The sequence below is a fragment of the Deinococcus frigens DSM 12807 genome (genome assembly GCF_000701425.1).
Lineage (GTDB): Bacteria > Deinococcota > Deinococci > Deinococcales > Deinococcaceae > Deinococcus > Deinococcus frigens.
Genome location: NZ_JNIW01000055.1, coordinates 1 through 25,396, shown reverse-complemented (window position 1 = coordinate 25,396; position 25,396 = coordinate 1). Strand labels below are relative to the sequence as shown.

The following is a 25,396-nucleotide window of genomic DNA, read 5'->3' as shown; positions in this document are numbered from 1 at the left end:
CGGTCCCCGACGCCGCCCGCCTGAAATTTGCTGGGCGGAAAGAAATTGGGCGCAGCGCCGGGCGTCACCGCATGTTTGGGCGCGAAATCCACCGTGCCGCGCAAAAAGGTCAGCGAGCCGTCCTTTTCCAGGCGGGCCGGGCGGGCCGAGCGCCCGGTGTTGCCGTAATTCAGCTTGGCCGAGTAGTTGAGGCCCAGCGCATTGGCGTTGCCCTGATCGGTGGTGTCGGTCAGGATGTACCACACCGAGCGCCCGTCGATCATCTGACCCTTGTAGAGCGGCAGCGTCACGCTCTTGCCGTCGGCGCTGATCTGGCCTGCCCGCGCAGCAACAGTGGACCCACCAGTTCTTTCTGAAAAGAGGAGGGCGTTGGCCCCTGGTACTCCTGACTGATGTTGGAGCCGATGGACGATGGCGGAGGCTTGATGGTATCGGCCCCCTGCGCCAGAGCAGAGGTCGCCGAGAGGGCCAGGGCAGCAACTAAGAATGGAGTTTTCATAGTCTGGGTTCTCCTTTCAGTTGGAGGAATGAATCCAGAAACGGCGCTTCGATTGAAATAGGTTGAGTCAAGTTGCGGGAAACCGAGGGTATTCATCGTAGACTCTAACCTCCCGTGTACACTCCCATCTAACAGGAATCAAGAATGTTGACCATTCGGCGCTCACCCCAACAGCAGGAGTGATAACGAATGAACTTGGCAGCAAAAACCTATGGCAACGCCTGAATGACGCTTATGAGTGCTCCATATTTCACCTCTTTGTTAGGTGTACGTGGGTCACTCTGGCTGAGGTTCAAATACGAGGGGGTATGAATTCAAGTGACGGCGCAGCCTGACAGGAAAAAGAGCGCCACACAGCAAAAACCCCTCCCCCAAAGCAATCAGGGCAGGGGGAATGATTGGTCAGCTATCTGTACCGTTCGGCCAGGATCTGCAAATGCGCCCGCTCATGGCCCAGCATGCCGTGGGCGTAGGCCCGCACCGTGAACCCGTGGCCGCCCGCGATGCCCCGCCGCTCCCAGGCGTCCGGCGACAGGTGGCGCAGCATGTGCAGGTTGTTGGTGCGGGCCGCCTCGAATCCGGCCAGCAGATCTTCCAGCGCCCGAGCGCCAAAGTTGCTGGCAGCCATCCAGTCGTCCTGCTCGAAGCCGGGCAGCGCAGACGGATCGGCGCGGGCAAACCACAGCGCCCGGAAGCCGAAGACACGCTCGGTATCGGCCATGTGGCCCACCACCTGTTTCACGCTCCATTTGTCGGGGGCATACCGAAAGTCAGGGCGGTCCGCGAACTCCAGAAGAGCGGCACGGGTCGGCGGGGCCTGCACAACCATCGCACCCAGCACGTCCTCCTCCGGCGCGAGATCCACGTAGCGGGCGTAAAAGGGCGGATGGTCGCCGAACTGGGGGCGGGTCATGGGGGATTTTAGCGCGGGCAGAGATTGTTGCCATGCGGTGTTCCAGGTGGCAGCTACGCTCTAACCCCTCCCTCTTTGCGAACTGCCCCTGAGAAGAGAGGCGAGGAGACTGTCGCCCTGCATGAGCTTCCTCACTTCCCGCCTCCCTCTCGCGGGGAGCTGGCAGCGAATGCGACTGAGCGGGTTCTTTTTTCCTATCCCAGCGCCGTCGTCACCTGCACATGCGGCAGATCGAAGGCGTCGGCCACGCCCTGGTAGGTCAACTGGCCCCGGTGGGTGTTGACGCCCAATTGCAGGGCCGGGTGTTTCTTTAGCATCCCGTGGCCCTCGTCGGCCAGCAGCAGCATGTAGGGAAAGGTGGCGTTGGTCAGCGCAAAGGTGCTGGTGCGCGGCACGGCCCCCGGCATGTTGGCGACGCCGTAATGCACCACGCCGTCCACCACGTAGGTGGGATCGTCGTGGGTGGTGGCGTGAATGGTCTCCACGCAGCCGCCCTGGTCCACCGCCACGTCCACGATCACGCTGCCCTCCTGCATCAGGCCCAGCATGTCGCGCGTGACCAGATTGGGGGCCTTTGCGCCGGGAATCAGGACGCCGCCGATCAGCAGGTCCGCCTCGGGCAGCAGGGCGCGGATGTTGGCCTCGCTGCTCATCATGGTGGTCAGACGGCCAAAATAGATGTCGTCCAGGTAGGTCAGGCGGCGGTGGCTCACGTCCAGAATGGTCACTTTTGCGCCCAGGCCCATCGCCATTTTTGCCGCGTTGGTGCCCACCACGCCGCCGCCGATGATCACCACATGCCCGGCCTGCACGCCGGGAACACCGCCCAGCAGCACGCCGCGCCCGCCCACGGGTTTTTGCAGGTGGTACGCGCCCGCCTGCACGCTCAATCGGCCCGCCACCTCGCTCATGGGGGTCAGCAGGGGCAGGCTGAGATCTTCTACCTGCACGGTTTCGTAGGCCACGCCGGTGGTCCCCGCCGCCAGCAGCGCGTCGGTCAGGGGGCGATCTGCGGCCAGGTGCAGGTACGTAAAGAGCAGGAGGTCCTCGCGCAGATACTTGTACTCGGCGGCAATCGGCTCCTTGACCTTGACCACCATCTCGGCGGCCCAGGCGTCCTCGGCGCTGCCGATCTGCGCGCCCACGTCGATGTATTCCTGATCATGGATGCCGCTGCCGACGCCCGCGCCCTGCTGAACAGTCACGCTGTGGCCGCGCCGGATCAGCGTGGCCGCCCCACCGGGCGTGAGCGCAACACGGTTTTCCTTGACCTTGATTTCCCTGGGAAGTCCGATCTGCATACAGTTTTCTCCTGGGCCGCAGGGGGCCGGAAAGAGGCTTGGATTGAATTCAGCTTGAACGGGCCATCCTAACAAGTGAGGGGCCGATCAGGATTGCTAGAAAGTACTTTTAGCGGGGGTGTTCAAGCAACACTGTTGCGCGGATATGCGATAGTAGGCTCCAAGATGTCTCAAAATACCCTCGATGCCATCGACAGGCAGATCCTGACCATCCTTCAGCGCGACGCCCGGCTGCCCAACACCGAGCTGGCCGACGAGATCGGCCTGACCCCCGCGCCCACGCTGCGCCGTGTTCGGCGGCTGGAGGAGGAGGGTATCATCCAGCGTTACGTGGCGCTGCTGGACCACAAGAAGGTGGGGCGCGACCTGCTGGTGCTGGTGCGCGTCACGCTGGACAAGCAGACCCGGCAGGGCTTCAACGACTTCGCCGCGCAGATGCAGGCCCGCCCGGAAGTGCTGGAATGCTACCTGTGCCTGGGCGACATCGACTACCTGCTGAAAGTCAGCGTGCCCGATCTGGACGCCTACCAGCACTTTCTGGTCAACACCCTGGCGGCCATTCCGGGCGTCCGCAACACCGCCAGCACCATTCTGGTCAAGCAGGAGAAGTACACCACCAGCCTGCCGCTGGAATAGGGGTCCGGCGGAAAACAGGATGAAGCCAGGAAACTCCAACTCTCCTCCCATCAAAGGCTGAAATACTGCGCCGTATGAACGCCACCAGCCCCACCTCCCTGCTTCTCGCTGCCTCCTTGCTGCTGCTGGCGGCCTGTGGGCCGAATATCCTGGCCCAGACCGCGCCAGCGACGCCGACCCCCGCCTTCAGCCCCGTCAAACCGCTGAGCGACAAGCCGGTGCGCGAGTTCGCTCAGGCCGCGCAGGTCATCGACCCGGCCAAGTCCTACCGGGCCGTGCTGAAGACCGGGAAGGGCGACGTGACGGTGGAACTGAACGCCAAAGCGGCCCCGATGGCGGTCAATAACTTCGTGTTCCTGGCGCTGAACCACTTCTACGACGGCACGCGCTTTCACCGTGTCATCGACGGCTTCATGGCCCAGGGCGGCGATCCCCTGAGCGCGGACCCAGCACAGAAAAGCCGCTGGGGGACGGGCGGACCCGGTTACAGCTTCCCGGCAGAACCGAAAAACGGCCTGAAGTTCGGCAGCGCGGGCGTGCTGGGCATGGCGCGGGCGGCCAGTCTGGACTCGCAGGGCAGCCAGTTCTTCATCACCGTGGCCCCCGCTGATTTTTTAAGCGGCCAGTACACGGTCTTCGGCAAGGTCATCGGGGGTCAGGCTGTGCTGGACAAGCTGACCCGCAACGACGATGGCCGGGGACCGATGGCCGGGAAGACGGCGGACGAGCTGAAAAGCGTGGAGATTCTGGTCTCGGGCGGAAGCTGAGCAGGTCCCTCACCGGACCCTCTCCACAAGGAGAGGGCTTTTTTTATGGCTCCGCATCGACGACAACCGCCGCACCAGGGGCAACGGTCTTCGGCCACCAGGAACATTCACTCACCCGGTTGGGTCAAAAATGAACAGCTCCTTTGACAAATGCTTTACGGCAACACCGGGTACAGGTCCACCCGCATGCTGGGCCTCACGTCGTCACGTGCGGCCAGGCCCACCACCGCCGTACTGCCGGTGCGCTTGCCCAGTCGGTCCAGCAGCGTGACCAGCTCGGACACGGCCAGGCCCTTGTTCAGGATAAATTCGCTGGGCACGCCGCGCGTGGTGATATCGGTCACGGCGTCCCGGACAAGATCGTTGATCTGGTCCTGCATGGCGCGCGGATCGCTGCTCAGCGTGATGCTGCCGCGCCGGATCACCTCGCCGCCCCGGTACAGCACAGTGTTGGGGCGGGCGTCGCAGCTCAGGTCCACCGGAAAGCCCACGGCGGCATTCTGGGCGGCGCGGCACTGCACAAAGGTGCTGACGTTCAGACCGCGCAGCTTGGTTTCCAGCGCCGTGCGGGCGTTGCCGCCCAGGCGCGCGCTGGGAGCGCTGGCGGTGGCCTTCGCGCCGCGTGCCTGGGCTGCCCCGGCGGCGTCTTTCAGGAACCCGTCCAGGTTGCGCACGCCCGGCACCACGGCGGCGTAGACCAGTTCGTTTTTGGGGTAGGCCAGATCGGTATTGCGGCTGACGCTGAGTTCGGTGCGGCTGGACAGATTCTCGTCCTGCAATTTGCCCAGGCTGGCGCGGGCGTCGGCCAGGGCGCGGGCCAGCGAGTCGTTGCTGTTCTTCAACTCGTCGTTGCTGTTCTTCAACTCGTCGTTGCTGGCCTGGAGCTGCCGCTGCTGCTGTTGCAGGGTGGCCAGATCCTTGCGGACCCTGTTCCGGTCCGCCGTGGCCTGGGTGCGCTCTTTGGCCGCCTGATCGCGCTCCTCGGCCAGCCGGACCCCATCGGCCACCAGTTTGTCGCGCTGCGCTGTCAACTGATTACGCTGCGCTGTGAGCTGGTCCCGTGCCTGCTGGGCGGCCTGCTGCTGCTGTTTGGCACTCTGGGCGGCAGCCACGGCCAGCGCCAGCGCGTCGGCGGCCCGCTGGCGAGACGCTTCGAGAGTGCCGACCTGAGTCTTAAGGTCCGTGACCTGTTTCCCGGCGGCCTTAATCTGCGCGGCGGCACTCTGCCTGGCCTGCTGGACGCTGGCCTGGGCCGCCCCCACCTGCTTCTGGGCGGTGGCCTGCGCGGCCTGCACCTGCTGCCGGGCCGCCGCCTGAGCGGCCAGTGCCCGCCCCTGCTCAGCCTTTGCTACCGCCTGAGCCGTCACTGCCTTCTCCTGCTGAATCTGTGCACTGGCCTGCGCTCCCTTGGCACGCTCCTGGGCCGACTGCGCTTCCTGCTCGGCTAGGGCGACGCGGGTGTTGAGTTCCACCACCTGGACATTGAGCGTTTCAGCGCGGTTCTGGCTGGCTTTCAAATCTGCCTCGGACTTCTGAAGCTTCTTGCGGTTTTCGGCGGCGCGGGCTTCCAGGGTGTTCAGGGTGGCAGTCTGCTTGTCGACCTGTTTCTGGAGGTCTCTGGTTTCTGCGCGCAGCGTTTTCTCGGCGGCGCTGGCGGCGGCCAGTTGGGTGCGGATCGCCGCCAGCTTCTCCTCGGCCTGGGCCTGCAATTTTGCGGAATTGTCGGCCTCCTGCTGCGCCTGATCGCGCTCAGCCTGGGCCGACTTCAGTTCGCCCTGCACCGCGCCCACCTCCTGACGCAGCGATTCGATACGCGGGCGCAACTGATCGGCCTCGGCAATGGTGGCCACGGCGTTGCGGTTCAGCAGCAAAAAGGCCGCCAGACTGGCCGCGCTGATCGCCATGCCCGACAGCACCGCCACCAGCAGCGCCGTGGTCTTGGGCCGCAGCCCGAACAGACGGATGTGCTTGCGCCCGGCCCTGCGGGCAATGGTGTCGGCGGCGTAGGCCACCACACCCGACAGCACCACCACGAACGGCAAAAACAGCCACAGCACGGCTCAATTCCTCCCGCTACAGCTCGAAGTCGTCGCCCAGGTAATCGTTGCGGGCGTGAATATCCTGCGCGAATTCCTGCGGCGTGCCCTCGAACTTGACCTGGCCGTCGAACATTAGGTACACCCGGTCCGTCAGGGCAATGGTCTCGCGGACGTTGTGATCGGTGATGAACACGCCGATGCCCCGGCGGTCGCGCAGTTCGCGGATCAAGCGCTGGATCTCGCGGATGCTCTTGGGATCCACCCCGGTAAACGGCTCGTCCAGCAGCAGGTAATCGGGATCGGTGGTCAGGGCGCGGGCCAGTTCCAGGCGGCGGCGTTCCCCGCCGGAAAGCTGGTAGGCAAAGTTGTTCGCCAGATGGCCCAGGCCGAACTCCGCCAGCAGTGCGTCGGCGCGGGCCTGCTGCTCGGCGCTGGACAGGTTCTGGTATTCCAGGATGGCCAGCAGGTTGTCGCGGGCCGTCAGTTTGCGAAAGGCGCTGGGTTCCTGCGGCAGGTAGCCCAGGCCCATGCGGGCGCGCTCGTGCATGGGCAGGCGGGTCACGTCCTTGTCGCCCAGGCTAATGGTGCCGCCGCCGGGCCGGATAAAGCCCACCAGCATATAAAAGGTGGTGGTCTTCCCGGCCCCGTTGGGGCCGAACAGCGCCACGATCTCGCCGGGCTTCACCGTGAAGTTGACGTCCCGCACCACCGCGCGCCGCCCGTAGGATTTGCTCAGGCCGCGCGCCACCAGATCGGGCCGGGCCGGAAGCTGCGCCGATCCTGCCAGGGGGGCGGAAACAGGCGTCACAGCCGGGGCAACAGAGGTCTGGGAGGCGGGCGCGGTCACGCGGGCAGCGTACCACGCAGGGGGTTTGAAGGCCGTGAGAGAGGGGGGATTTTGGGAAGGAGGCTGGGCGGCGGTCAGAAGGTTTGAAGGTCTGATACGGACTCCGATTGGAAGGTGTTGGAAACACCTGGAAATCCGAGGGGGCGTCCAAGCGTCCTCATGGGCGCTGCTCTGGACAAGACAGCGAGCAGGAGAAAAACGGAATCCGTATCACCCAACCCTTTCCCCACGGAAAGGGCTTTTCCGTCTCTCCCTCTGTCAGGGCGGAGCGGCGGCTGATACGGATTCCGATTAAATCGTTTGTAAAAACGGTGAAATCCGAGCGGAGCGAGTAGGAAAAAATACGGATTCCGCGTATGGATTACCATTCTGGCGCTTTCACGGAGTGGTAAGGAATTAAGCGGAATCCGCATGAGGGGGCGCTCAGTCGCTCGCCACGCTCAACCCGGGATCGGTGTCGTGCAGGCGGGCGTGCAGGGGCTTGGCGTACCAGGTCATGACCGGACGGGCGTCCACCGTGAATTCGTAGCCCAGGCGCTCCCAGAAGCGTGCGCCGCGCGGATTGTCGCCCAGCACGCTGGCGAGGACGCGCCGGACGTCATGGGGCAGCCGCCCCTCCAAGTCGCGCATGGCCGCCTCGCCCAGCCGCTGGGACTGGCGGTCTTCACGGATCAGCAGCAGGTTGATGGTCAGGTCACCGCCCCTGGGGTAATCCAGTTTGTAGTCGAGGCTGCCCACCAGTTCTCCGCGCGCGTCGTGCAGCAGTTCCAGGCGGCGGCGGGGGTCGAGCAGGGCGATCTCAACATCCCGCTCGACTTCACTCAGAGACGGGACGCGGCTGCCCAGCAGGGCGAAATAGCCTGGAGCGGCGGCGTAGAGCATATGGAGCAGCGGCGCGTGATGCAGCGCCAGCGGAGTGGAATTCAAGGCGATGCCTCCTGTCCAGTGCGGCAGGAACGGGTGGAAGAGGGGGACTGGACTAGGGAAAAGCATACACCCACCATTCTGACAACGGTATGAACGGCGCGCCGCGCTGCGCTTGAGGCTGGATTTATCTCAGGGGGGGGGTGGGGGTGCGCTACCCTGTGGGGATGACGGTTGATCCCTGCCTTTTCGCCCCCACCGCACCTGGACTGGCCCCACCTGGACCGGCCACGCCTGGGTTCTATGCTGCCCGGCTGGCGCGTCCCGGCGCGGTGCTGGCCCCGATGGCGGGCTACAGCGACGCGCCCATGCGGCAACTGGCCGCCGAGCAGGGCGCGCTGTGGACCGTCAGCGAGATGATCAGCGCGCGCGGCCTGGTGCTGGGCGGCGACACCGAAAAACTGAACCTGGGCCGCCCCTACGCCGGGGAAGAAGGGCGGGTGGTCCAGCTTTTCGGCGCGGAGAGCGAACTGCTCTCAGCCGCCGTGGCCCGCGCCGAAGCGTGGTTTGCCCCGGCGGCCATCGACTTGAACATGGGCTGCCCAGTCCCCAAGGTGCGCGGCAAGGGCGGCGCGTGCCTGCTCCAGACGCCGGAAGTGGCCTACACGCTGGTGCAGGCCATGCGCGCGGCCACCGCCCTGGACGTGAGTGCCAAGATTCGTCTGGGCTGGGACGAGAACCGCAGCGTAGAAGTGGCGCAGGGCCTGGAGGCGGCAGGGGCGTCGCTGATCACGGTGCATGGCCGCACCAGCCGCCAGCGTTACACCGGCGAGGCCGACTGGGACGCGATTGCCCGCGTGGCCGCCAGCGTCAGCGTGCCGGTGGTGGGCAGCGGCGACATCCTGAGTGCGGGTGCGGCCCGGCAGCGGCAACGCCAGAGCGGCGTGGCCGCCGTGATGATCGGGCGCGGCTCGGTGGGCAACCCCTGGATCTTCCGGGCGCTGGCCGGGGGGCAGGACCGGGCCGAGATGCCCAGCGAGATGCCCAGCGCGCAGGCCCGCGCCCGGACTGCCCTGCGCCACGCCGAACTCCAGACCCGCTTCTACGACGGCGACACGGGCCGCCTGACTCTGCGCCCGCTGCGAAAAGTGCTGCCCCGCTACCTGCCGGATTACCCCGAACTGCACGCCGATCTGACGCAGGTGGTCACCGTGGCCGACGTCGCGCGGGTACTGGCCCCGCTGCTGGACGGCGGGTCAGACCAGACAGGGACGGTTTTTAACGTCGCCACAGAGTATGCTGTGAGCTACCCATGAACGTCCGCGAGTATTACACCTACCTGTCTGCCGCGCGCGAACAACTCTGGAATTACCTGCGTGCCCTGCCTACCGCCGACCTGGACCGCGATCTGATCGAGTCCGGGGACCGCTTTCACAGCATCAAGGACCTGCTGCTGCACGTCACGGATGTCGAGGACCACTGGGTCCACTTCATCGCGCGCGGCGAGAACCTTCAAAGTGACGGACGCTTCAAGCACGACTGGGTCAAGCCGCAGGCCCAGCAGTATGAGCTGTCCTGGATCATCGATTACGGGCGCACCGTCGGCCAGTTGACCGAGGCATTTCTGGATTCCAGCCCGAACCTGGACCGCAGCATCAAGCTGGTGCAGGATGATCCGGCCAGCGACACCGTGACCCTGGACCAGTTGATGTGGAACGTGATGACCCACGAGATTCGCCACACCGCCCAGATCGCCCTGATGGTCCGCCAACTGGGACACACGCCCCCGTGGATGGACTACCTGCGCTTTGCCCGCCCACAGGTGACGGCAGCTCAGGACAGCGTGACCGACCCGGAGTTGGAAGATACCGAGGAAGGCGACACCGAGCAGGGTTGACTTCCCGCCGGGATCGGGTGATTAGAGCATTTGTCAAAAGAGTGATTACTTTTGACCCAACAAAGTGAGTGAATTTTGCCGGGTATGTGGGACTGGCACAGCTCCGCAGGAGAGAATGGAAGCATCAGAAGTCCCTTTTTCTGATCCTGTCATTCGGACAGATGCTCTAAGCTGCCCCGTACCGAAAAGGATGTGGGGCGCTTTGTGATCTGAAGATTTCTACATGATGCGCTGGCCCAGCAGGCTGGCCGCCATGCCCACCATCACTTCCGCCGTCTGGTTGTGGGTGTCCAGGATCGGGTTGACCTCCACAATGTCCATGCTGGTCACGCGCCCGGATTCGCTCAGCAGCTCCATCAGCAGGTGGCCCTCGCGGTAGGTCAGGCCGCCGGGGACAGGGGTGCCGACGCCAGGGCAGATGGACGGGTCCAGCGCGTCGGCGTCGAAGGAGACGTGCAGCCGCTCCAGGCCGCCCAGGCGTTCCAGCGTCTCCTCCACAATCCGGGTGACGCCGCGCTGGTCCACCTCTTTCATGGTGTATGCCAGAATGCCCGCTTCCTGCATCAGGGCGCGTTCGCGGGCGTCCACGCTGCGGATACCGATCATCACGATGTCTTCGGGGCGCATGTGCCACTCGCCGCCCAGGCCCGCCAGATGCGGGTCGCCCTGCCCAGTCAGGTGCGCCACCGGCATGCCGTGGATGTTACCGCTGGGGCTGCTCTGTGGCGTGTTGTAGTCGGTGTGGGCGTCCACCCAGATCAGGCCGCTGCGCACGCCCGAGGGGTTGCCGCGTAGGGCATTGCCCGTCACGGTGCCCATGCTGACGCTGTGATCGCCGCCCAGGGTCAGCGGAAAGGTGCCGTCCGGCAGGGCCTGAACCCGCGCCGCCGCGTCCTGACAGGCCTGAATGATCGGGTCAAGAAAAACCAGCCCGGCTTCCGCGTGCTTGTCCAGCGTCTCGGGCAGGGCCACTGAGATGTCCCCCAGGTCCTGAACCGTGTGCCCTAGATCGCGCAGGTGGGTGGCCAGGTGCGCGTTCCGCAGCGCCGACGGCCCCATATCCACGCCGCGCCGCCCCGCGCCCAGATCCATCGGAATGCCCAGAATAGAAACGTTCATGCATTCAGGGTACGGGACGAATGGGCTTATGCCTTGCGGCTGCAACATTATTTTCTGGAAAATGCCGTGGCACAGACTTCAAGGCTATTCAGGTGAATATTCATGCTGCCGGGAGGCTTAAACTTGACTGGTGAATGCCAGGCGACGCTGGGGAGGACTGGTTTCCGGGGTGTGGGCGCTGGGTGCTGGCCTGTTGCTGGGGGCCGGGCTGATCTGATCTCCAGGGTGTTCAGACGGTCCCGAAGAGTTTCGAGCGTGGCAGCGTGTTTGCGCGTCAGGTGGGCTGGCAGGTCATCCAGTCGCTGTGGGAGGTGGCTTTTCTGTGTTTCGTCACTCTCGGCCTGCTGCGGCGAGTGCTCCCGTGGCCCGTGGCAGCCCTCGGGGCGTCGCTGGTCTTCGGCCGGATGCACCTGTGGGACCCACATGCCACGCTGCTGACTGCTTTGAATGTCGCTGTCGTCGTCGGCCTGCCCGCCTGTGCGGTCTATGTCTGGACGCGTTCTCACTGGGCGGCCTCCGGCTTCCATTTTGCGTGGAACCTGGCCCTGGGACCAGTGTTCGGGGTGATCGTCGCCGGACACCCACGCTCTGGGCTGCCGGCTTCCGAAGTGGCCGGGCCGGGTCTCTGGCCGGGCGGGCTTACGGGCCAGAGGGCGGATTGCTCGCTCTGCTGCTCAACGGGGCGGCGGCGCTGGGCTTGCTGTGGGTGTCCCTGCGCCGCATGGCCTAGCCCCGGTGTGCCCAGACGGTCAGTTGGCCGTCTTCCTCGTCCCAGCCCGTCCCTGTTCGCACAAAGCCCAGTTTTTCCAGCACGCGTTCGCTGGCGCGGTTGTGCAGGGCAGTCTGAGCGGTCACGGTCCGCACGCCGGGGCGGGTGTGCAGGTGGGAAACGAGTGCGCCGACAGCCTCGGTGGCCAGGCCCTGGCCCCACACTTCCGGGTTCAGGCCGTACCCGATTTCCAGCTCGCCCGCTGCGTTCGGCCTGCCCTTGCTGCCCAACTGGCCGACGGCCCGCGAGTCGGCGCGCGTGATGGCCACGAAGTCCTCTGGCACCTCGCCGGCCCGGTTCGTCTGGGTCAGAAAAAAGGGAAAGGCCCCCAGCGGATCACCGGGCCACGCGGCGGGAAAGAACACGTCCAGCGGGCCGTCCGGCGTATTGCAGGTCAATGAGAAGTCCTCGCCCTCCAGCCGGGCGATGATCATGGCGCGGGTCAGGGGCAGCAGCCGTAAACGCAGCGTGAAGAGAGCAGGCACGCAGGCAGGGTATCCTGTATCTTTCGCCCGCGCCCATGCTAGACGCGCTGTCCCACGAGGCCGCGCCGCCGCACTACACTTGGCGGACCGACAATTCAGTCCTCTGCTCGGCTTTGATTCTTAGCGTTTTGCCTCTGCTCCACCATGACCCAGACCGCCCCTGAACCCACCCCGTCCGCCCAACCACGCGTGCTGGGCAAACGCCTGATGTTGCTGGCGGACTATGTGCATCCCTTTGTGTACCGCGAGGGCTTCCCGAGAGGAATGCCGCAGGTGGACGCCGTGCTGGCTGCCGGGGACGTTCCCGGCTACTACCTGGAATTTCTGGCGACCAAATTGACCGTGCCGATTATTTATGTGCACGGCAACCACGAGAACGAGTATGTCAACGAGGGTGACGGGCGCATTCCCGCGCGCGGCGTGATCTCGGCGCACGGGCGAGTGGTGGAGGAAGCGGGCCTGAGAATTGCAGGCTGGGGCGGCGCACCGCGCTACCGCGAGAAGGGACGCGGGCAGTACAGCGCCCACGAGGCCCGCTGGGGCCTAGGCAAGCTGGCCTGGCGCGCACGCGGCGGCGTGGACATTCTGCTGACCCACGCCCCGCCTACCGGGCCGCACGCGGGCAGCGACTACGCCCACCGGGGCTGCCCGGAACTGAACCGCTTTCTGGAGCGCCGCCACCCCGCCCTGCTGGTCCACGGTCACATCCACGACTATGAGGGCCGCAAGCTGGAATATCTGGACGGGTCGACCGGGACGCGGGTCATCAACGCCTATGGCTACCGGGTGCTGGACGTTTAAGGCCGAATCACCTGAACCGTGTCTAAAGTTCTGCTGTACGCCCCGCACAGAATCTCTGCCAGAAATCGTGTCATCCTTGGTCCTGATCTGGCAGTCGAAACTTCAACTCCACGGTTTTTGCCGCACGGACCAAGCGGTCCAGCAGGTCAGGGGAAAGCTGCCCACCCCTCTACCAACGGGCGCGCGAGTGGGTTCCTGTCGACCACCGGAGGGTTCGAGTCCCCCCACCCACCACCACACTCTGAATAAGGTCACGGGCTAGGTTTCGTCCGTGATCTCTTTTTGTCCGTGACCCGTCGCTGGCCGTGGGCGTCGGTGCGGCCCGTCCTGGCTGCGCCGACGCTGGGTTGCGTCCTGCCTCGCCCCTCTTTCGCTGGCCTGTGCGCATGACCGGCAACGCCGCCCTTCTGCACGATTTTCACCGCGCCATTGGCCTGACCCTGCCGGAGCGGCCTGCGGTCCCCACCCCGGAAGTGCTGGCCCTGCGCCACACGTTGATCATTGAAGAGGGGGCCGAGGTGGACGCCGAATTTGCGCGGCTGGCCCAGCGGCTGAGGGTGGGTGAGGAGGTGGAGGCAGCAGACCTCGCTGCGCTGGCGCACGAACTGGCGGACCTGCTGTACGTCACCTACGGCGCGTTCGTGACCCTGGGCATCGACGCGGACGCTATATTCGCCGCCGTTCACCGCGCCAATATGGGCAAGGCGGCAGGTCCCAGACGCGCCGACGGCAAGCAGCTCAAGCCGCCGGCCTGGCAGCCCGCCGATAGTCGCGCCGTGCTGGAACGGCTGGGCCAGCCTCTCCCCTTAGACCCTTAGACCCTCAGACGCTTGACCCTCTGCCCCCTCAACCTCTCCCAGCCGACTTTCAATCGCCCGCGCGTGCGCTTCCAGGCCCTCGGCCCGCGCCAGGGTGGCCCCCGCTGGCCCGATGCGGCGCAGGGTGGCCTCGTTCACGCCCACCACGCTGATGATGTTCTGAAAGTCGCGCACGTTGACCGGGCTGGCAAAGCGGGCGGTGCCGCCGGTGGGCATCACATGGCTGGGACCGGCGACGTAATCGCCCAGCGCCTCCATGCTGTACTCGCCGATAAAGACGCCGCCCGCCCGCTGCACTTTGCCCAGCAGGCTCCACGGATCGCGGGTCAGCAGGCACAGGTGTTCGGGGGCGTACAGGTTGGACAGCGCCAATCCCTCGTCCAGATCGGCGGCCAGCACCACTTTCATGCGGCTGGCAATGCTGTCGCGCGCCCAGGTGCGGTTGGGTTCGGGCAACGCCTCTAGCTGACCGTTCAGCTCGGCCTGCACGGCGATCAGCAATTCCCGGCTGTCCGAGACCAGCACCGGCTCCGCGCCCAGGTGTTCGGCCTGCGCCAGAAGATCAGCGGCCACGTGGCGGGCGTCGGCGCTGTCGTCGGCCAGGACCAGCGTTTCGGTTGGCCCCGGCAGGCTTTCTATCCCGGTTTGCCCGTAGACCAGCCGCTTGGCGATCACCACGAACAGGTTGCCCGGCCCGGCGATCTTGTCCACCGCGCCGATGCTCTCGGTCCCGTAGGCCAGCGCCCCAATCGCCTGCGCGCCGCCCACCCGGTAAACCTGGGTGATGCTCAGCTCGCGCGCCGCCACCAGAATGGCCGGATTGATCTGTCCATCTTTGCCCGGCGGCGTGGTCACCACGATGTCCGGCACCCTGGCCACCTGTGCCGGGACCGCCGTGTGAATCAATGTGCTGATCAGCGGCGCGAGGCCGCCGGGCACGTACACGCCCACCCGCCCCAGCGGGCGCACCAGTTGCCCCAGCGCCCCGTCCGGCCCGTGGTTCAGAAAGCCGTGCGCGGGCTGCTGCCCGTAAAAGGCACGCACGCGGGTGATGGCGAGGCGGATGGCGTCGTGAAGTTCAGGTTCCACCGCGGCCCCTGCAATCTCGTCAGCACTCACCGCCAGCGCCTGCGGGCGCGAGCCGTCTAAGCGCTCGGTCCAGTCGCGCAGGGCGTCGTCGCCCCGCCCGCGCACGTCGGCCAGGATGCGTTCAACCACCTGCTGGGGCGTTAGTGCCTCGCCGAACATCGTTGCTATCCGCGCCAGCACGCTGTCCGGCACGGGAATCTCGTTGAAGCTGCGGGTCAGCGCGGCGCGGGCGGCGGGGCCTTCGAGAACTTGCATGGGAACTCCTAGGATGGAGGTCAAACCGTTTAAAGGTCCAACCGTCTAAAGGCTTTTCAACCCCTCACCCTTGCGGGAAGGAGGATGCTGCGGGGGCGAGCGGGGGTGGGGGATTCAGACGGGCAGGCCAACAACATCAGCAAGGTGCGGCGGCTGCCGCCCCATCATCCCCGTCGCCGTCGGCGCTCACTTGCCGCCGGACGGCGCGCGGCAGCCTGGGCGTTGGCCTCGATCAAGCCAAAATCGGTGGGCTGGATCAGGCGGGTCAATCGGTGGGGAGCGGTGCTTTCCACATAAACGTAGGCGTTGCCGGGGCGCAGGTAGTAGCCGTAAGCGTCGGTTTCCTCGATCTGGCTGTCGGGCAGGCGCTGGATCAGCACGCGTCCGCCGGTCAGGTGCGCGTAGGAGCGTTCGGGGCCGCCGTCCTGCGCCGCCGCACGGGCACGCAGCCACAGCAGCAGGCCCACCGGATCATGGTACTCGGTGGTCAGCGGGGCGCTGGCCTCGTCCTTGCCCTGGCGCAGGGTCACAACCCCCGCACGGCGGTCAAAGGTGGTCTCGAAGGCCGCCCTACCCCGTCCGTCGCCCTCGGCATAGCCCAGGCTGCTCAGCGTGCGCGGGTCCAGGCGACTGGTCTGCACCCGCCGAAGATCGGGCAGCACGCCGCCAAAGTCGGTCTGCACCCGCACCACTACCGCGCCGCGCTCCGGGCTGACGGTCCAGGCCTGCTCCCCGGCGTAGCGCCCACCCAGCGTCAGGGTCAGGCTGAAGGCGTCGGCCTCCTGGCGTGGGAAAACGTCGGCCTCTCTCACCCGCCCAGTGCTGACTTCAGCCCCGGTCATTCAACGCAGCCCAGAAGCTCTCACCCGGCCCCGTCCACCGTGTGCCCAGCGCCTCGGCAGTCGTCGCGCCGATGTCGGCGAAGGTGGCGCGCTCTCCCAGATCCACGCCTCCGTCCATGCCCGGTTTATACACCAGCAACAACCCGTACTCGCGGGTGTGATCGGTGCCGTGCCAGGTGGGATCGTTGCCGTGATCGCTGATGATGATCAGCGCCCCGCCGTCCAGCACGCTGGCCATGATCTCGGGCAGAGCGGCGTCGAACTCGGCCAGGCAGCCGCTGTAGCCCGCCGGATCGCGGCGGTGGCCGAACCTGGAATCGAAATCCACCAGATTGGTGTAGATCAGCCCGTCAGTGCCGTCCTGGCCCGCCTGTTTTATCCGCTCAATCGTTTTGCGGATGCCGTCGGCGTTGCTGTCGGTGTGGATTTCCTCGGTGAAGCCCTGATGGGCGTAGATGTCGGGAATCTTGCCGATGCCGATCACGGCCCTGCCCGCATCTTTTACCGCGTCCAGCACGGTGGGCGGCGGCGTCAGGCTGAAGTCGCGGCGGTGTTCGTTCGCGCGCTCGAAGGGCCACTCGCCCCGGAAGGGCCGGGCGATCACGCGGGCCACGGCAAATTCGCCGTGCAGCAGCGCGCGGGCCGCCTCGCACCACCCGTACAGCGTTTCCAGCGGCACCACGTCCATGTGCGCGGCGATCTGAAACACGCTGTCGCCGCTGGTGTACACGATGGGATCGCCGGTCTTCAGGTGTTCCTTACCGTAATCGCGGATCACCTCCGTGCCGCTGTACGGCCTGTTGCATAGGTGGCCGTGGCCGGTGGCGGTATCGAAGGGGTCTATCACGGCAGGGGGAAAGCCCTCGGGGAAGACCTGAAAGGCGTGTTCCAGTTGCACGCCCATGAATTCCCAGTGGCCGGTGGAGGTGTCCTTGCCAGGGCTGACCTCGCGCAGTCGCCCGTAGCCGCCCGTGGCAGGCACGCCTGGTATGGTGTCGGGCGAGGTGTGGACGGTGGGGACCTGCCCCAGCCCCAGCCGCGCCAAGTTGGGCAACCCCACGGGGGCGGCTTCCAGGGTGTGGTTGATGGTGTGAGAACCCACGTCCCCGAACGCCTCCGCATCGGGCAGTTCGCCCATTCCCACGGAATCGAGCACGATGATGGTGACTAGCATGGGGTCAGTCTAAGGGGTGGGCGGTGGATGGGGAGGGTTGATGGAGAAAGTGGAAAGCAGATAGCGGATGCCCCGGCAGCCTTCATACGGGTTCCGTTTGTTTCGTGGATGAATCGGGACAGCGCCGAATCATCCACTTCACATCCGGAACCCGTTTTTCTCCTGCTCGCTGTCCTGTCCAGAGCAGCGCCCATGAGGACGCTTGGACGCCCACTCAGATGTTCAGGTGGCTCCAACATCTTTCGAGAAGTCTGCTAGATATCCTGGCTGCCACTGTCCATGCGGACCACCCGTGGCGTGAACTGGGCCACCACGTCCACCAGATCGGTCTGACGGGCGATCACGTCCTCAATGCGCTTGTACGCCTGCGGGGCTTCATCAATGCCGCCGCCGATCAATGTGACGCCGTGTTCCTTGAGGGAGGCCGCTACCTCCTTCTTGACCAGCTTGCTGGCGGCGGCCTTGCGCCCGAGCTGGCGGCCCGCGCCGTGGCTGGCGCTGCTCAGGGCGTCCGCGTGGCCCCGTCCGCGCACCACGAAACCGGGATCGGCCATGCTGCCGGGAATCAGCCCCAGTTGGCCAGCGGCGGCGGGCGTCGCCCCCTTGCGGTGGACGATCAGCTCCTGGCCGTTCACGGTCTGTTTCCAGGCCAGGTTGTGGCTGTTGTGAATGGACGCCAGCACATTCACGCCCAGCGCGCGGGCCAGGCGGGCATGGATCAGCTCGTGGTTCGCCGTCGCGTAACGTCCAGCCAGGTTCATGGCCTGCCAGTACACCTCGCCTTCCTCGGAGTCCAGGGAAAGCCAGGCCAGCTTTTTGGCCGATAGCTCTAGATTGGGGTGAAGGCGCTCGGCCAGGTTGCTAAAGTGGCCCGCCACCTGCGCCCCGAAGCCGCGCGAACCGCTGTGGGACAGCAGGGCCAGGTACTGTCCGGCCTCCAGCCCCAGATCAGCCTGGGCCAGCGTCAGCGTGCCGAACTCCGCGAAGTGGTTGCCGCTGCCCGAACTGCCGATCTGCGCCGCCGCCTTGCCCAGCAGGTGGCCCAGCAGCGGCTGATCGTCCCAGGTGCCTTCATGCAAGACCGCGTGATCGTCGCGTTCGCGCTTTTCGAAGGCCACGCCCGCGCCGAAGCGGGTGTGCTTGAGCAGGAGGGTTGTGGCCTCCTCCAGCTTCAGGGCGGCGGGCTGGATGGGAAAGACGCTCAGGCGCATGCTGCACCCAATATCGACGCCCACGCCATACGGGATCACGGCATTTTCCGTCGCCAGCACGCCGCCAATCGGCAGGCCGTAGCCCACATGCGCGTCGGGCATCAGCGCCCCGGCGCGGGTGATCGGCAGGCGCATCGCCACGTCCATCTGCGCGCGCGCTCCCGGCTCGATCAGGTCCGCGCCCCACATGCTGTAGGGCAGCGGCACAGACAGCAGGGCCGCACCCTTCTCGCCCTCGTTGACTGCATTCTGCACGCCCAGTTCCGCCGCCAGCGCCGCGTAGACGCCGCCCGCCAGGTACGCGGTGGGGTCCGCCTGCACGGCGCGCAGTTCGCTCAGAATCTCGCCGCGCTCCAGGCCCGCGCCCTCGCGTGCGCCAGCGGCGGCCACGGCCAGCCCGATGGCTTTTCTCCCGAATCCCAGTTTGGTGATGTGCTTTCCGTTCATGGTCCTTCCCTTTGCTTCAGAGGCTACCGCGCCTCTGGAATGGTTCTTGATCGGGGGCCTTGATGCCGCGCCGATTTCTTTGCCTGTCCAAACTCCGGTCTGCTGGCATTTTCACCTCCCCTTCCACATTCCACTGTGCCGGACCAAACGGCGCGGCGATATCCGCATAATGGCGGGGTGGTGGCTTAGCGCTGTCCATCACAGATCGGTCACGCCCCGCTCCTATACTCGGTCTCATGAAGCGACTTGCCCTCCTCTCCCTGGCCCTGTTGCTGGGAACTAATGTTCAGACCACCCAGGCCCAGACCCCCACCCGCACCGTCAATATCGGCCTGGGCTACAACCCGGACGTGCAGTTCACGCCGTTTTACGTGGCCGACAAGCTGGGCTACTTCACCGCCGAGGGGCTGAAGGTCAACTACCAGCACGGCTACGTCAACCAACTGCTGCCGCTGCTGCTTCAGGGCAAGCTGGACTTTGTGGTAGGCGATCCCGAGGACGCCATCTTTGCCAAAAATCAGGGCGCGGACGTGAAGTACATCATGACCATGTATCAGAAGAATCCGGTGACGGTGTTCAGCCTGAGGCCGCTGGACGGGATTGCCAGCCTGAAGGGCAAGACGGTGGGCATTCCCGGTCCCTTCGGCAGCAGCTACCACGCCATTCAGGCCGTGCTGGACAGCGCCAATCTTAAGGAGGGCAAGGACATGACCCTCGCCACCATCGGGTTCACGCAGCAGGACGCGGTGCGTGCCGGGCGGGTGGACGCCGCCGTGGGCTACATCAACAACGACGTGGTCCTGCTGGGCCAGTCGGTGGGCAAAAAGGTCTACACCCTGGATATCTCCGACGCTTATCCGATGGTGGGCGTGGGTTTGATCGCCTCCGGCAAGTCGCTGAGGGGTGATCTGGCCGCGAAGGTGGTGCGCGCCAGCCAGCGCGGCCTGAAATTCACGGTGGCAGACCCGGCCCGCGCCTTCAAGCTGGCGCAGCCGGTCTTTGAGAAGGCAGGCACGCTGGAGATCCTGAAGGCCAGCACGCCGCTGATGACCAGCGCATACACGGCGGCCAATGGCATCGGCGCAAGCAACCCAAGCGCGTGGACCAAGGCAGTGGCCGCCCTCGTCAAGCAGGGCAAGCTGCCCGCCGGAGCCAGGGCGACGGATTATTACACCAACGGGTTTGTCAGCAAGACTTTGAAGTAGGGCGGGGCAGCAAAAGAGGCCGGAAGCGACAATGCATTCCGGCCTCTTCCTCGCTGTCGTGCATCAGTCTGCCGCGTCCGCCTGCGAGTACTGGAGGCGGTGCAGGCGGGCGTAGTAGCCGCCGTGCTCCAGCAACTCGCGGTGGCTGCCCTGCTCCACCACCAGACCCTTGCGCATCACCACGATCCGGTCACAGTGTTCGATGGTGCTCAGGCGGTGGGCGATGATGATTGACGTTCGCCCGTACATCACCTTGACCAGCGCCTGCTGAATTCGCAGTTCGGTTTCGGTGTCCACATTGGCGGTGGCCTCGTCCAGCACCAGCAGGATGTCGGGGTTCTGGATCAGGGCGCGGGCAAAGGCCAGGAGTTGCTTCTGCCCGGTACTCAGCGTCGCGCCGCGTTCGCGCACCTCGGTCTGGTAACCGTGGTCCAGCGAGAGGATGTAGTCGTGGACGCCCACGTACTTGCAGGCTTCCACCACGCGCTCGTGGGGAATCTCAGCGTTGTTCAGGGTCAGGTTGCTCTCGATGGTCCCGGCGAACAGAAAGACGTCCTGCAACACCACGCCCACATGCTTTCTCAGGTCATGCTGCGCCAGATCGCGTACGTTCACGCCGTCCACCTTGACCGCGCCGCGCTGCACGTCATAGAAGCGGCTGACCAGGGCCGTCACGCTGGTCTTGCCCGCGCCCGTCGCGCCCACCAGCGCCACGCTCTCGCCGGGCTGGATGTGCAGGTCAATGCCGCGCAGAATCCAGCGGCTGTCGCTGTCGGGCGTCTCGGCGGTGACGGTCTGATCGTAGGAGAACCAGACCTGTTCAAAGTCCACCTGCCCCTCGAAGTTCGGCAGCGTTTTCGCGTCGGGCTTGTCCGCAATCTCCTCCTCAGTATCCAGCACGCCGAAGATGCGCTCAGACGAGGCCATCGCTGCTTGCAGGGTGTTGAACACATCGGCCAGGTCCTGAATCGGCTGGAACAGTTGCTGCGACAGTTGGATAAAGGCGAAGAGCGTCCCCACCGTGATCGCCCCAGCCACCACGCCGGTTTGCAACGCGCCGTCCGCGTCCACGCTCACGCCCAGGATCTGGCGCGAGGCGAAGTACAGGATCAGGGCCACGGCCACCTGCCCCAGCACCGCCACCACAGGCATGAACAGCGAGAACCAGTGGACGCTGTTCTCGTTGGCGGTCAGCAGGGCGCGGTTGCTGTGGTCAAAATCCAGCGCGCTGCGGCGTTCGCGCCCGAACAGTTGCACGGTCAGCATCCCCGTGATGTTCTCGTTGAGCTTGCTGTTCACGGTGGCCTGCTGGGTGCGGGTGTCCCGGAAGGCGTCGCGCAACTTGGTGCGAAAGAAGTTGGTGGAGAAGTACAGCACCGGCAGCACCGTGAAGCTGATCAGCGCCAGCCGCCAGTTCACCGACAGCATGATGACCACATAGACCACGATGATAAAGGTGCTCTGGATCAGGCTGACCAGCCCGTTGGTGATGAACTGGTTGATGGCGTCCACGTCGCTGGTCACGCGGGTGATCAATCGGCCCACCGGGTTCTGATCGAAGTAGGCCAGTTGCAGCCGTTGCAGCTTGCTGAACACGTCGGCGCGGATGTCGCGCAGCACGTTCTGGCCCAGGTAGCCGATCGCCAGCGCAAAGGCGTATTGCAGGCCGAATTGCAGCACCTTGAGGCCCGCGTACAGCAGCGCCGTGAAGGTCAGGCCCCGGTACAGCGCGTCTAAATTGCCTGCCCGTTGCAGGGCCAGCGGCGTCAGGAAACTGTCGATGGCGTGGCGCTGGATCAGCGCGAAGACGGGCGAGGCCAGCGAGATCAGCAGCGCCAGCAGAATGCCGCCGATGACCAGCCGCAGGTACGGCTGGACGTAGCGCAGCACCCGGCGAGTGAGCTGGGCGTCGAATTCCTTTTTGTAGCTGTCGTCGGGGGCGGTCACTTCAGCACCTCCTGACGGGTCTGTGTCTGAGTGGCCTGGGCGTCGCGGATGGCTTCCCGGCGCGCGGCCAGGCGGTTGGCGGCTTCCTCTGGATCGCTGATGGCATCGTCGTCCTCATCCAGATCGCTCGCCAGACGTTGCAGGCGTTCCAGTTCGGCGTAGTGGCCGTTCAGCTCTAGCAGCTCGTCGTGGCTGCCCTGCTCGGTCACGCGGCCCTCCTCCAGCACCACGATCTTGTCGGCGTGGCGCAGGGTGCTGACGCGGTGGGCGATTAAAATCACGGTGCGGCCCGCGCTGACCTCGCGCAGGCCGTCCAGAATCTTGCGCTCGGTCTCGGTGTCCACCGCCGAGAGGCTGTCGTCCAGGATCAGAATGGCCGGTTCACGCACGATGGCCCGCGCAATGGCGGTGCGCTGGCGCTGGCCGCCCGACAGCGTGACGCCGCGCTCGCCCAGCAGCGTCTCGAAGCCCTCGGGAAAGCCCTCGATGTCCTCCAGCAGTCCGGCCAGCCGCGCGGCATTCCGCACCCGTTCGGGGTCCGGCATCTGCGGAATATTCGGCGGCAGGGGCGCACCCACCACACTCACGCCAGTTTTCACGACGGGCAGTTCCTGTTTCTCCACCCCGAAGGCGATGTTGTTGGCGATGCTATCTCCGAACAGGAAGGGTTCCTGCGGGACCACCGCCACGGCGTCGTGCAGCGCCTTCAGCGGGATCACGTGCAGGTCATGGCCGTCCATTCGGACCACGCCGGAGCTGGGGTCCATGCTGCGGGTGATCAATTGCCCCAGCACGGTCTTGCCGCTGCCGGTGGGGCCGGTGATGCCTAGGAAGGTTCCGGCGGGAACGTGCAGATCAATATTTCTGAGGACTTCACGGCTGCCGTAGTCCATCGACACGTTCTCGAAGCGCAGGTCGCCGTCCAGCACACGCACACTGGTATCGGTGCGGCCGGGCACGTCCTGCACCTGCGCGCGGGCGTCGTACAGCTCGCGCAGGCGCAGCCAGGAGGCCAGCCCGCGCTGGGTGACCCCGGTGATCCAGCCGATCATCAGCATTGGGAAGGTCAGGCGCTCCAGCGTTCCCACGAACTGCACGAACATCCCCACCGTGAAGGCCCCGTTCGAGTTCAGGATCAGTCGCCCGCCCACCAGCAGGATCAGCGCAAACGCCAGTCCCAGCAGCAGGCTCATGAATGAGCGCAGCGGCCCGTCCACCTTGGTCAGCGCGATGTTGCGCCGCAGCAGCTCCAGGTTCATGGCCCTGTACTCGCTGATCTCGCGGTCCTCGATGGCGTAGCCCTTGACCACCCGAGCGCCGCTGAAGTTCTCCTGCGCCTTGCCCGCGATCTTGCTGCTCTGCTCCTGCGCCAGGCGGTGGCGCACATTGATCAGCCGCGCCAGGTACGTCAGCACGCCCACGATGATCGGCACCACCGCCAGCACGATCAAGGTCAGTTGCCAGCTCAGGCTGAACATCACGGCAAACGAGGTCAGAAAGCCCGACACGATGTTCACGATCTGCCACGCGCCAAAACCCAGCGTTTCGCGCACGGCGCTCAGGTCGCCGGTCAGGCGGTTCATCAGGTCGCCGGTGCTGGCGCGGTCGTAGTACGGCTTGTCCAGCCCTTGCAGGTGGGCAAAGATGTCGCGCCGGATTTCATATTCGGTCTGGCGCGAGGCCACCACGATCAGGCGGCGCATGTACAGCATCAGCACGCCCGCCGCCGCCGCCGCTGCCACGATGCCCAGTGCGTACCACCCGGCCTGCCCCAGCGTGATACCGGGTGTGCCGGGATTGCCGTCGCGCGCCCCGGTCAGGCCGTCGATGACCAGGCGAATGAAGTAAAAGGGCAACAGGTTGATGCTGTTGGCGAAGATGACCAGCACCATGCCGATCACGTACTGGCGCTGGTGCATCTTCAGGTAGGGCCACAGGGTTCGCAGACTGTCCAAGGAAAACCTCGTCGCGGGGGAGGAAGAGGGCGGGAGCTTCGGGGACGGTCCAGCCAGAGGCTGAAATGGCCCGTGCGCCGGACAGCATACGCCGCATGGCCCAGCCCCGAATGCGCCGAATGGCTCAGAGGTTCGGAATTTTTTGGGAATGTCGGCGGGGAATAGGCCAGATCTCAAACCCTGACCGGCCCTGAATTCAGCGGTCACCTGCATCAGCGACGACGCGAGGCGACAGAAGTGCCCCCACGCTGACGGGTCCGCCTATGCAGGACGCCTGCGCCTCAGCTCCGGTGAGAAGGGAAATTGACCCGGGTTCACCGCTCCGGGAGGCATTCATTCCTGCCTGTGCACCAAGCACAAGCGCTCCCCAGAAGCACACCCACTGAGGTTTGACACTCTCTGAAACCAGTGCTACTATTCCCAGCCGGAAGTGAGCGTGCTTGCACAACGACTTCTGCACCCAAGCGGGACGGATTTTCCTTAGCTCAGGCCACCCTAGCTCAACTGGTAGAGCACCCGATTTGTAATCGGAAGGTTGTCGGTTCGATTCCGATGGGTGGCTCCACAACCTCGCTGGGGCATTGTCCACGGTAGGGTTTTGACAACTGCGGGCAGGTGGCCGAGTGGTTAAAGGCGACAGACTGTAAATCTGTTCACGTACGTGTACGGCGGTTCGAATCCGCCCCTGCCCACCAGCGTTTCACCCTGGTTTCTGTTTTGCGGGAATAGCTCAGTTGGTAGAGCGTCAGCTTCCCAAGCTGAATGTCGCGAGTTCAAGTCTCGTTTCCCGCTTACTCCACCTCATCTTCACTTCGCCCTCTCGAACGCGCTTCTGTAGCTCAGTGGTAGAGCACTCCCTTGGTAAGGGAGAGGTCATCAGTTCGAACCTGATCAGAAGCTCCAGCAATTTCCAGTAGAGTTCCACGGTTTTCTAGTAGAGTTCTACGGTTTTATAGAGTCGGCCTGCATGTTTTTCGTGTAGGCCGTTTCTAATGAGTCCCGCCGCAACGACGTGGAGCAAGTCTTGGCGCGGGCCAGGCAGGCGAGTACACTGTCCAGGCTTGCCCGAATCAGGGCAGTCTCCACCCGAACCCCCCCCCATTTAGTCTTTCTCAGGAGGACACCAGCATGGCAAAAGGAACCTTTTCGCGCAGCAAGCCGCACGTGAACATCGGCACCATCGGTCACGTCGATCACGGCAAGACCACCCTCACCGCCGCCATCACCTTCACCGCCGCCGCCATGGACCCCACCATCGAAACCATGGACTACAGCCAGATCGACAAGGCCCCCGAAGAAAAGGCCCGTGGCATCACCATCAATACCTCCCACGTCGAGTACCAGACCGCCACCCGTCACTACTCGCACGTCGACTGCCCCGGCCACGCCGACTACATCAAGAACATGATCACGGGTGCCGCGCAGATGGACGGCGCAATCCTGGTCGTCAGCTCCGCTGACGGCCCCATGCCCCAGACCCGCGAGCACATCCTGCTCGGGCGTCAGGTCGGCATTC

The 25,396-nt window shown here is 65.2% G+C and carries 23 protein-coding genes, 4 tRNA genes and 1 pseudogene; 13 read left to right on the top strand and 15 right to left on the bottom strand.

The annotated features are described in order from the left end of the window. The 4 genes from Q322_RS0115795 to ald form a co-directional block, all read right to left on the bottom strand. A partial coding sequence (locus Q322_RS0115795) for a hypothetical protein (protein ID WP_029478859.1) occupies positions 1–290 on the bottom strand: 290 nt, incomplete at its 3' end. After that, complete coding sequence (locus Q322_RS23510; RefSeq protein ID WP_156953101.1) at positions 287–595, bottom strand: hypothetical protein; 309 nt, start codon at positions 593–595, stop codon at positions 287–289. The genes Q322_RS0115795 and Q322_RS23510, both read right to left, overlap by 4 nt. A 310-nt stretch (positions 596–905) precedes the next feature. Further along, positions 906–1,412: a DinB family protein gene (locus Q322_RS0115790; protein WP_029478858.1), complete on the bottom strand. Its 507-nt coding sequence runs from the start codon at positions 1,410–1,412 to the stop codon at positions 906–908. A gap of 194 nt (positions 1,413–1,606) precedes the next feature. Continuing rightward, positions 1,607–2,713 (bottom strand): alanine dehydrogenase, encoded by a 1,107-nt coding sequence (ald, locus tag Q322_RS0115785; RefSeq protein ID WP_029478857.1) that lies wholly within the window; start codon positions 2,711–2,713, stop codon positions 1,607–1,609. Between the two features lie 165 nt (positions 2,714–2,878). On the opposite strand from ald, the gene Q322_RS0115780 reads away from it, so the two are divergent. Together Q322_RS0115780 and Q322_RS0115775 are read left to right on the top strand one after the other, a co-directional pair. Next, positions 2,879–3,349: an Lrp/AsnC family transcriptional regulator gene (locus Q322_RS0115780; protein WP_029478856.1), complete on the top strand. Its 471-nt coding sequence runs from the start codon at positions 2,879–2,881 to the stop codon at positions 3,347–3,349. Between the two features lie 74 nt (positions 3,350–3,423). Further along, positions 3,424–4,116: a peptidylprolyl isomerase gene (locus Q322_RS0115775; RefSeq protein WP_029478855.1), complete on the top strand. Its 693-nt coding sequence runs from the start codon at positions 3,424–3,426 to the stop codon at positions 4,114–4,116. A 155-nt stretch (positions 4,117–4,271) separates the two neighbouring features. Here Q322_RS0115775 and Q322_RS0115770 read toward each other — a convergent pair whose 3' ends face one another. The 3 genes from Q322_RS0115770 to Q322_RS0115760 form a co-directional block, all read right to left on the bottom strand. Further along, complete coding sequence (locus Q322_RS0115770; RefSeq protein WP_029478854.1) at positions 4,272–6,173, bottom strand: DUF3084 domain-containing protein; 1,902 nt, start codon at positions 6,171–6,173, stop codon at positions 4,272–4,274. 16 nt (positions 6,174–6,189) lie between these two features. Further along, positions 6,190–7,002 (bottom strand): LPS export ABC transporter ATP-binding protein, encoded by an 813-nt coding sequence (gene lptB / locus Q322_RS0115765; protein WP_084148041.1) that lies wholly within the window; start codon positions 7,000–7,002, stop codon positions 6,190–6,192. A gap of 423 nt (positions 7,003–7,425) precedes the next feature. After that, entirely contained in the window at positions 7,426–7,929 is a 504-nt protein-coding gene (locus tag Q322_RS0115760) for a GNAT family N-acetyltransferase (protein WP_029478852.1), read from the bottom strand. 281 nt (positions 7,930–8,210) lie between these two features. On the opposite strand from Q322_RS0115760, the gene Q322_RS0115755 reads away from it, so the two are divergent. Continuing rightward, the gene (locus Q322_RS0115755; RefSeq protein WP_084148043.1) at positions 8,211–9,182 is read left to right on the top strand and encodes a tRNA dihydrouridine synthase; all 972 of its coding nucleotides are present in this window, start codon (positions 8,211–8,213) and stop codon (positions 9,180–9,182) included. Continuing rightward, positions 9,179–9,763 carry a DinB family protein gene (locus Q322_RS0115750; RefSeq protein WP_029478850.1) on the top strand — a complete coding sequence of 195 codons (585 nt, stop codon included), beginning with the start codon at positions 9,179–9,181 and terminating at the stop codon, positions 9,761–9,763. Before Q322_RS0115755 ends, Q322_RS0115750 begins: the two co-directional genes overlap by 4 nt. A gap of 219 nt (positions 9,764–9,982) precedes the next feature. Here the strand turns inward: Q322_RS0115750 and rocF are convergent, their stop codons facing one another. Further along, positions 9,983–10,882, bottom strand: a complete 900-nt coding sequence (rocF, locus tag Q322_RS0115745) for an arginase (protein WP_029478849.1) — start codon at positions 10,880–10,882, stop codon at positions 9,983–9,985. 263 nt (positions 10,883–11,145) lie between these two features. Here rocF and Q322_RS24990 point away from each other — a divergent pair. Continuing rightward, positions 11,146–11,412 (top strand): annotated as a pseudogene (locus Q322_RS24990) (CPBP family glutamic-type intramembrane protease); the annotation flags it as partial. Between the two features lie 196 nt (positions 11,413–11,608). Here Q322_RS24990 and Q322_RS0115740 read toward each other — a convergent pair. Continuing rightward, complete coding sequence (locus tag Q322_RS0115740) at positions 11,609–12,136, bottom strand: GNAT family N-acetyltransferase (protein ID WP_029478848.1); 528 nt, start codon at positions 12,134–12,136, stop codon at positions 11,609–11,611. 144 nt (positions 12,137–12,280) lie between these two features. On the opposite strand from Q322_RS0115740, the gene Q322_RS0115735 reads away from it, so the two are divergent. Both Q322_RS0115735 and Q322_RS0115730 read left to right on the top strand, forming a co-directional pair. Next, entirely contained in the window at positions 12,281–12,937 is a 657-nt protein-coding gene (locus Q322_RS0115735) for a metallophosphoesterase family protein (protein ID WP_245593284.1), read from the top strand. Positions 12,938–13,323: 386 nt separating this feature from the next. Next, the gene (locus Q322_RS0115730) at positions 13,324–13,755 is read left to right on the top strand and encodes a dUTP diphosphatase (protein ID WP_029478846.1); all 432 of its coding nucleotides are present in this window, start codon (positions 13,324–13,326) and stop codon (positions 13,753–13,755) included. On the opposite strand, the gene hisD is transcribed toward Q322_RS0115730, so the two are convergent. The 4 genes from hisD to Q322_RS0115710 form a co-directional block, all read right to left on the bottom strand. Continuing rightward, positions 13,744–15,099: a histidinol dehydrogenase gene (hisD, locus tag Q322_RS0115725; RefSeq protein ID WP_029478845.1), complete on the bottom strand. Its 1,356-nt coding sequence runs from the start codon at positions 15,097–15,099 to the stop codon at positions 13,744–13,746. The two genes, Q322_RS0115730 and hisD, sit on opposite strands and share 12 nt — an antisense overlap. A 164-nt stretch (positions 15,100–15,263) precedes the next feature. After that, positions 15,264–15,941 (bottom strand): DUF3108 domain-containing protein, encoded by a 678-nt coding sequence (locus Q322_RS0115720; RefSeq protein ID WP_029478844.1) that lies wholly within the window; start codon positions 15,939–15,941, stop codon positions 15,264–15,266. Beyond that, entirely contained in the window at positions 15,928–17,115 is a 1,188-nt protein-coding gene (locus Q322_RS0115715; protein ID WP_029478843.1) for a phosphopentomutase, read from the bottom strand. Before Q322_RS0115715 ends, Q322_RS0115720 begins: the two co-directional genes overlap by 14 nt. A 254-nt stretch (positions 17,116–17,369) precedes the next feature. Next, on the bottom strand, positions 17,370–18,773 hold the full coding sequence (locus tag Q322_RS0115710) for an RtcB family protein (protein ID WP_029478842.1): 1,404 nt from the start codon (positions 18,771–18,773) through the stop codon (positions 17,370–17,372). A 236-nt stretch (positions 18,774–19,009) separates the two neighbouring features. Here Q322_RS0115710 and Q322_RS0115705 point away from each other — a divergent pair, with 236 nt between their 5' ends. Further along, positions 19,010–19,978, top strand: coding sequence for an ABC transporter substrate-binding protein (locus Q322_RS0115705; RefSeq protein WP_029478841.1), 969 nt, complete (start codon positions 19,010–19,012; stop codon positions 19,976–19,978). A 63-nt stretch (positions 19,979–20,041) separates the two neighbouring features. On the opposite strand, the gene Q322_RS0115700 is transcribed toward Q322_RS0115705, so the two are convergent. Both Q322_RS0115700 and Q322_RS0115695 read right to left on the bottom strand, forming a co-directional pair. Next, the gene (locus Q322_RS0115700) at positions 20,042–21,925 is read right to left on the bottom strand and encodes an ABC transporter ATP-binding protein (protein ID WP_029478840.1); all 1,884 of its coding nucleotides are present in this window, start codon (positions 21,923–21,925) and stop codon (positions 20,042–20,044) included. Beyond that, positions 21,922–23,844, bottom strand: a complete 1,923-nt coding sequence (locus Q322_RS0115695) for an ABC transporter ATP-binding protein (RefSeq protein ID WP_051668680.1) — start codon at positions 23,842–23,844, stop codon at positions 21,922–21,924. Before Q322_RS0115695 ends, Q322_RS0115700 begins: the two co-directional genes overlap by 4 nt. Before the next feature lie 525 nt (positions 23,845–24,369). Between Q322_RS0115695 and Q322_RS0115690 the strand changes: the two genes are divergently transcribed. From Q322_RS0115690 to Q322_RS0115670, 5 genes are all read left to right on the top strand, one after another. After that, positions 24,370–24,445 (top strand) — tRNA-Thr (locus Q322_RS0115690). Between the two features lie 44 nt (positions 24,446–24,489). Further along, positions 24,490–24,575, top strand: a tRNA-Tyr gene (locus Q322_RS0115685). Positions 24,576–24,599: 24 nt separating this feature from the next. Continuing rightward, a tRNA-Gly gene (locus Q322_RS0115680) sits at positions 24,600–24,672 on the top strand. A gap of 36 nt (positions 24,673–24,708) precedes the next feature. Further along, positions 24,709–24,783: transfer RNA gene (locus Q322_RS0115675), tRNA-Thr, on the top strand. Positions 24,784–25,008: 225 nt separating this feature from the next. Continuing rightward, the coding region (locus tag Q322_RS0115670; RefSeq protein ID WP_029478838.1) for a GTP-binding protein at positions 25,009–25,396 on the top strand (388 nt) is incomplete at its 3' end.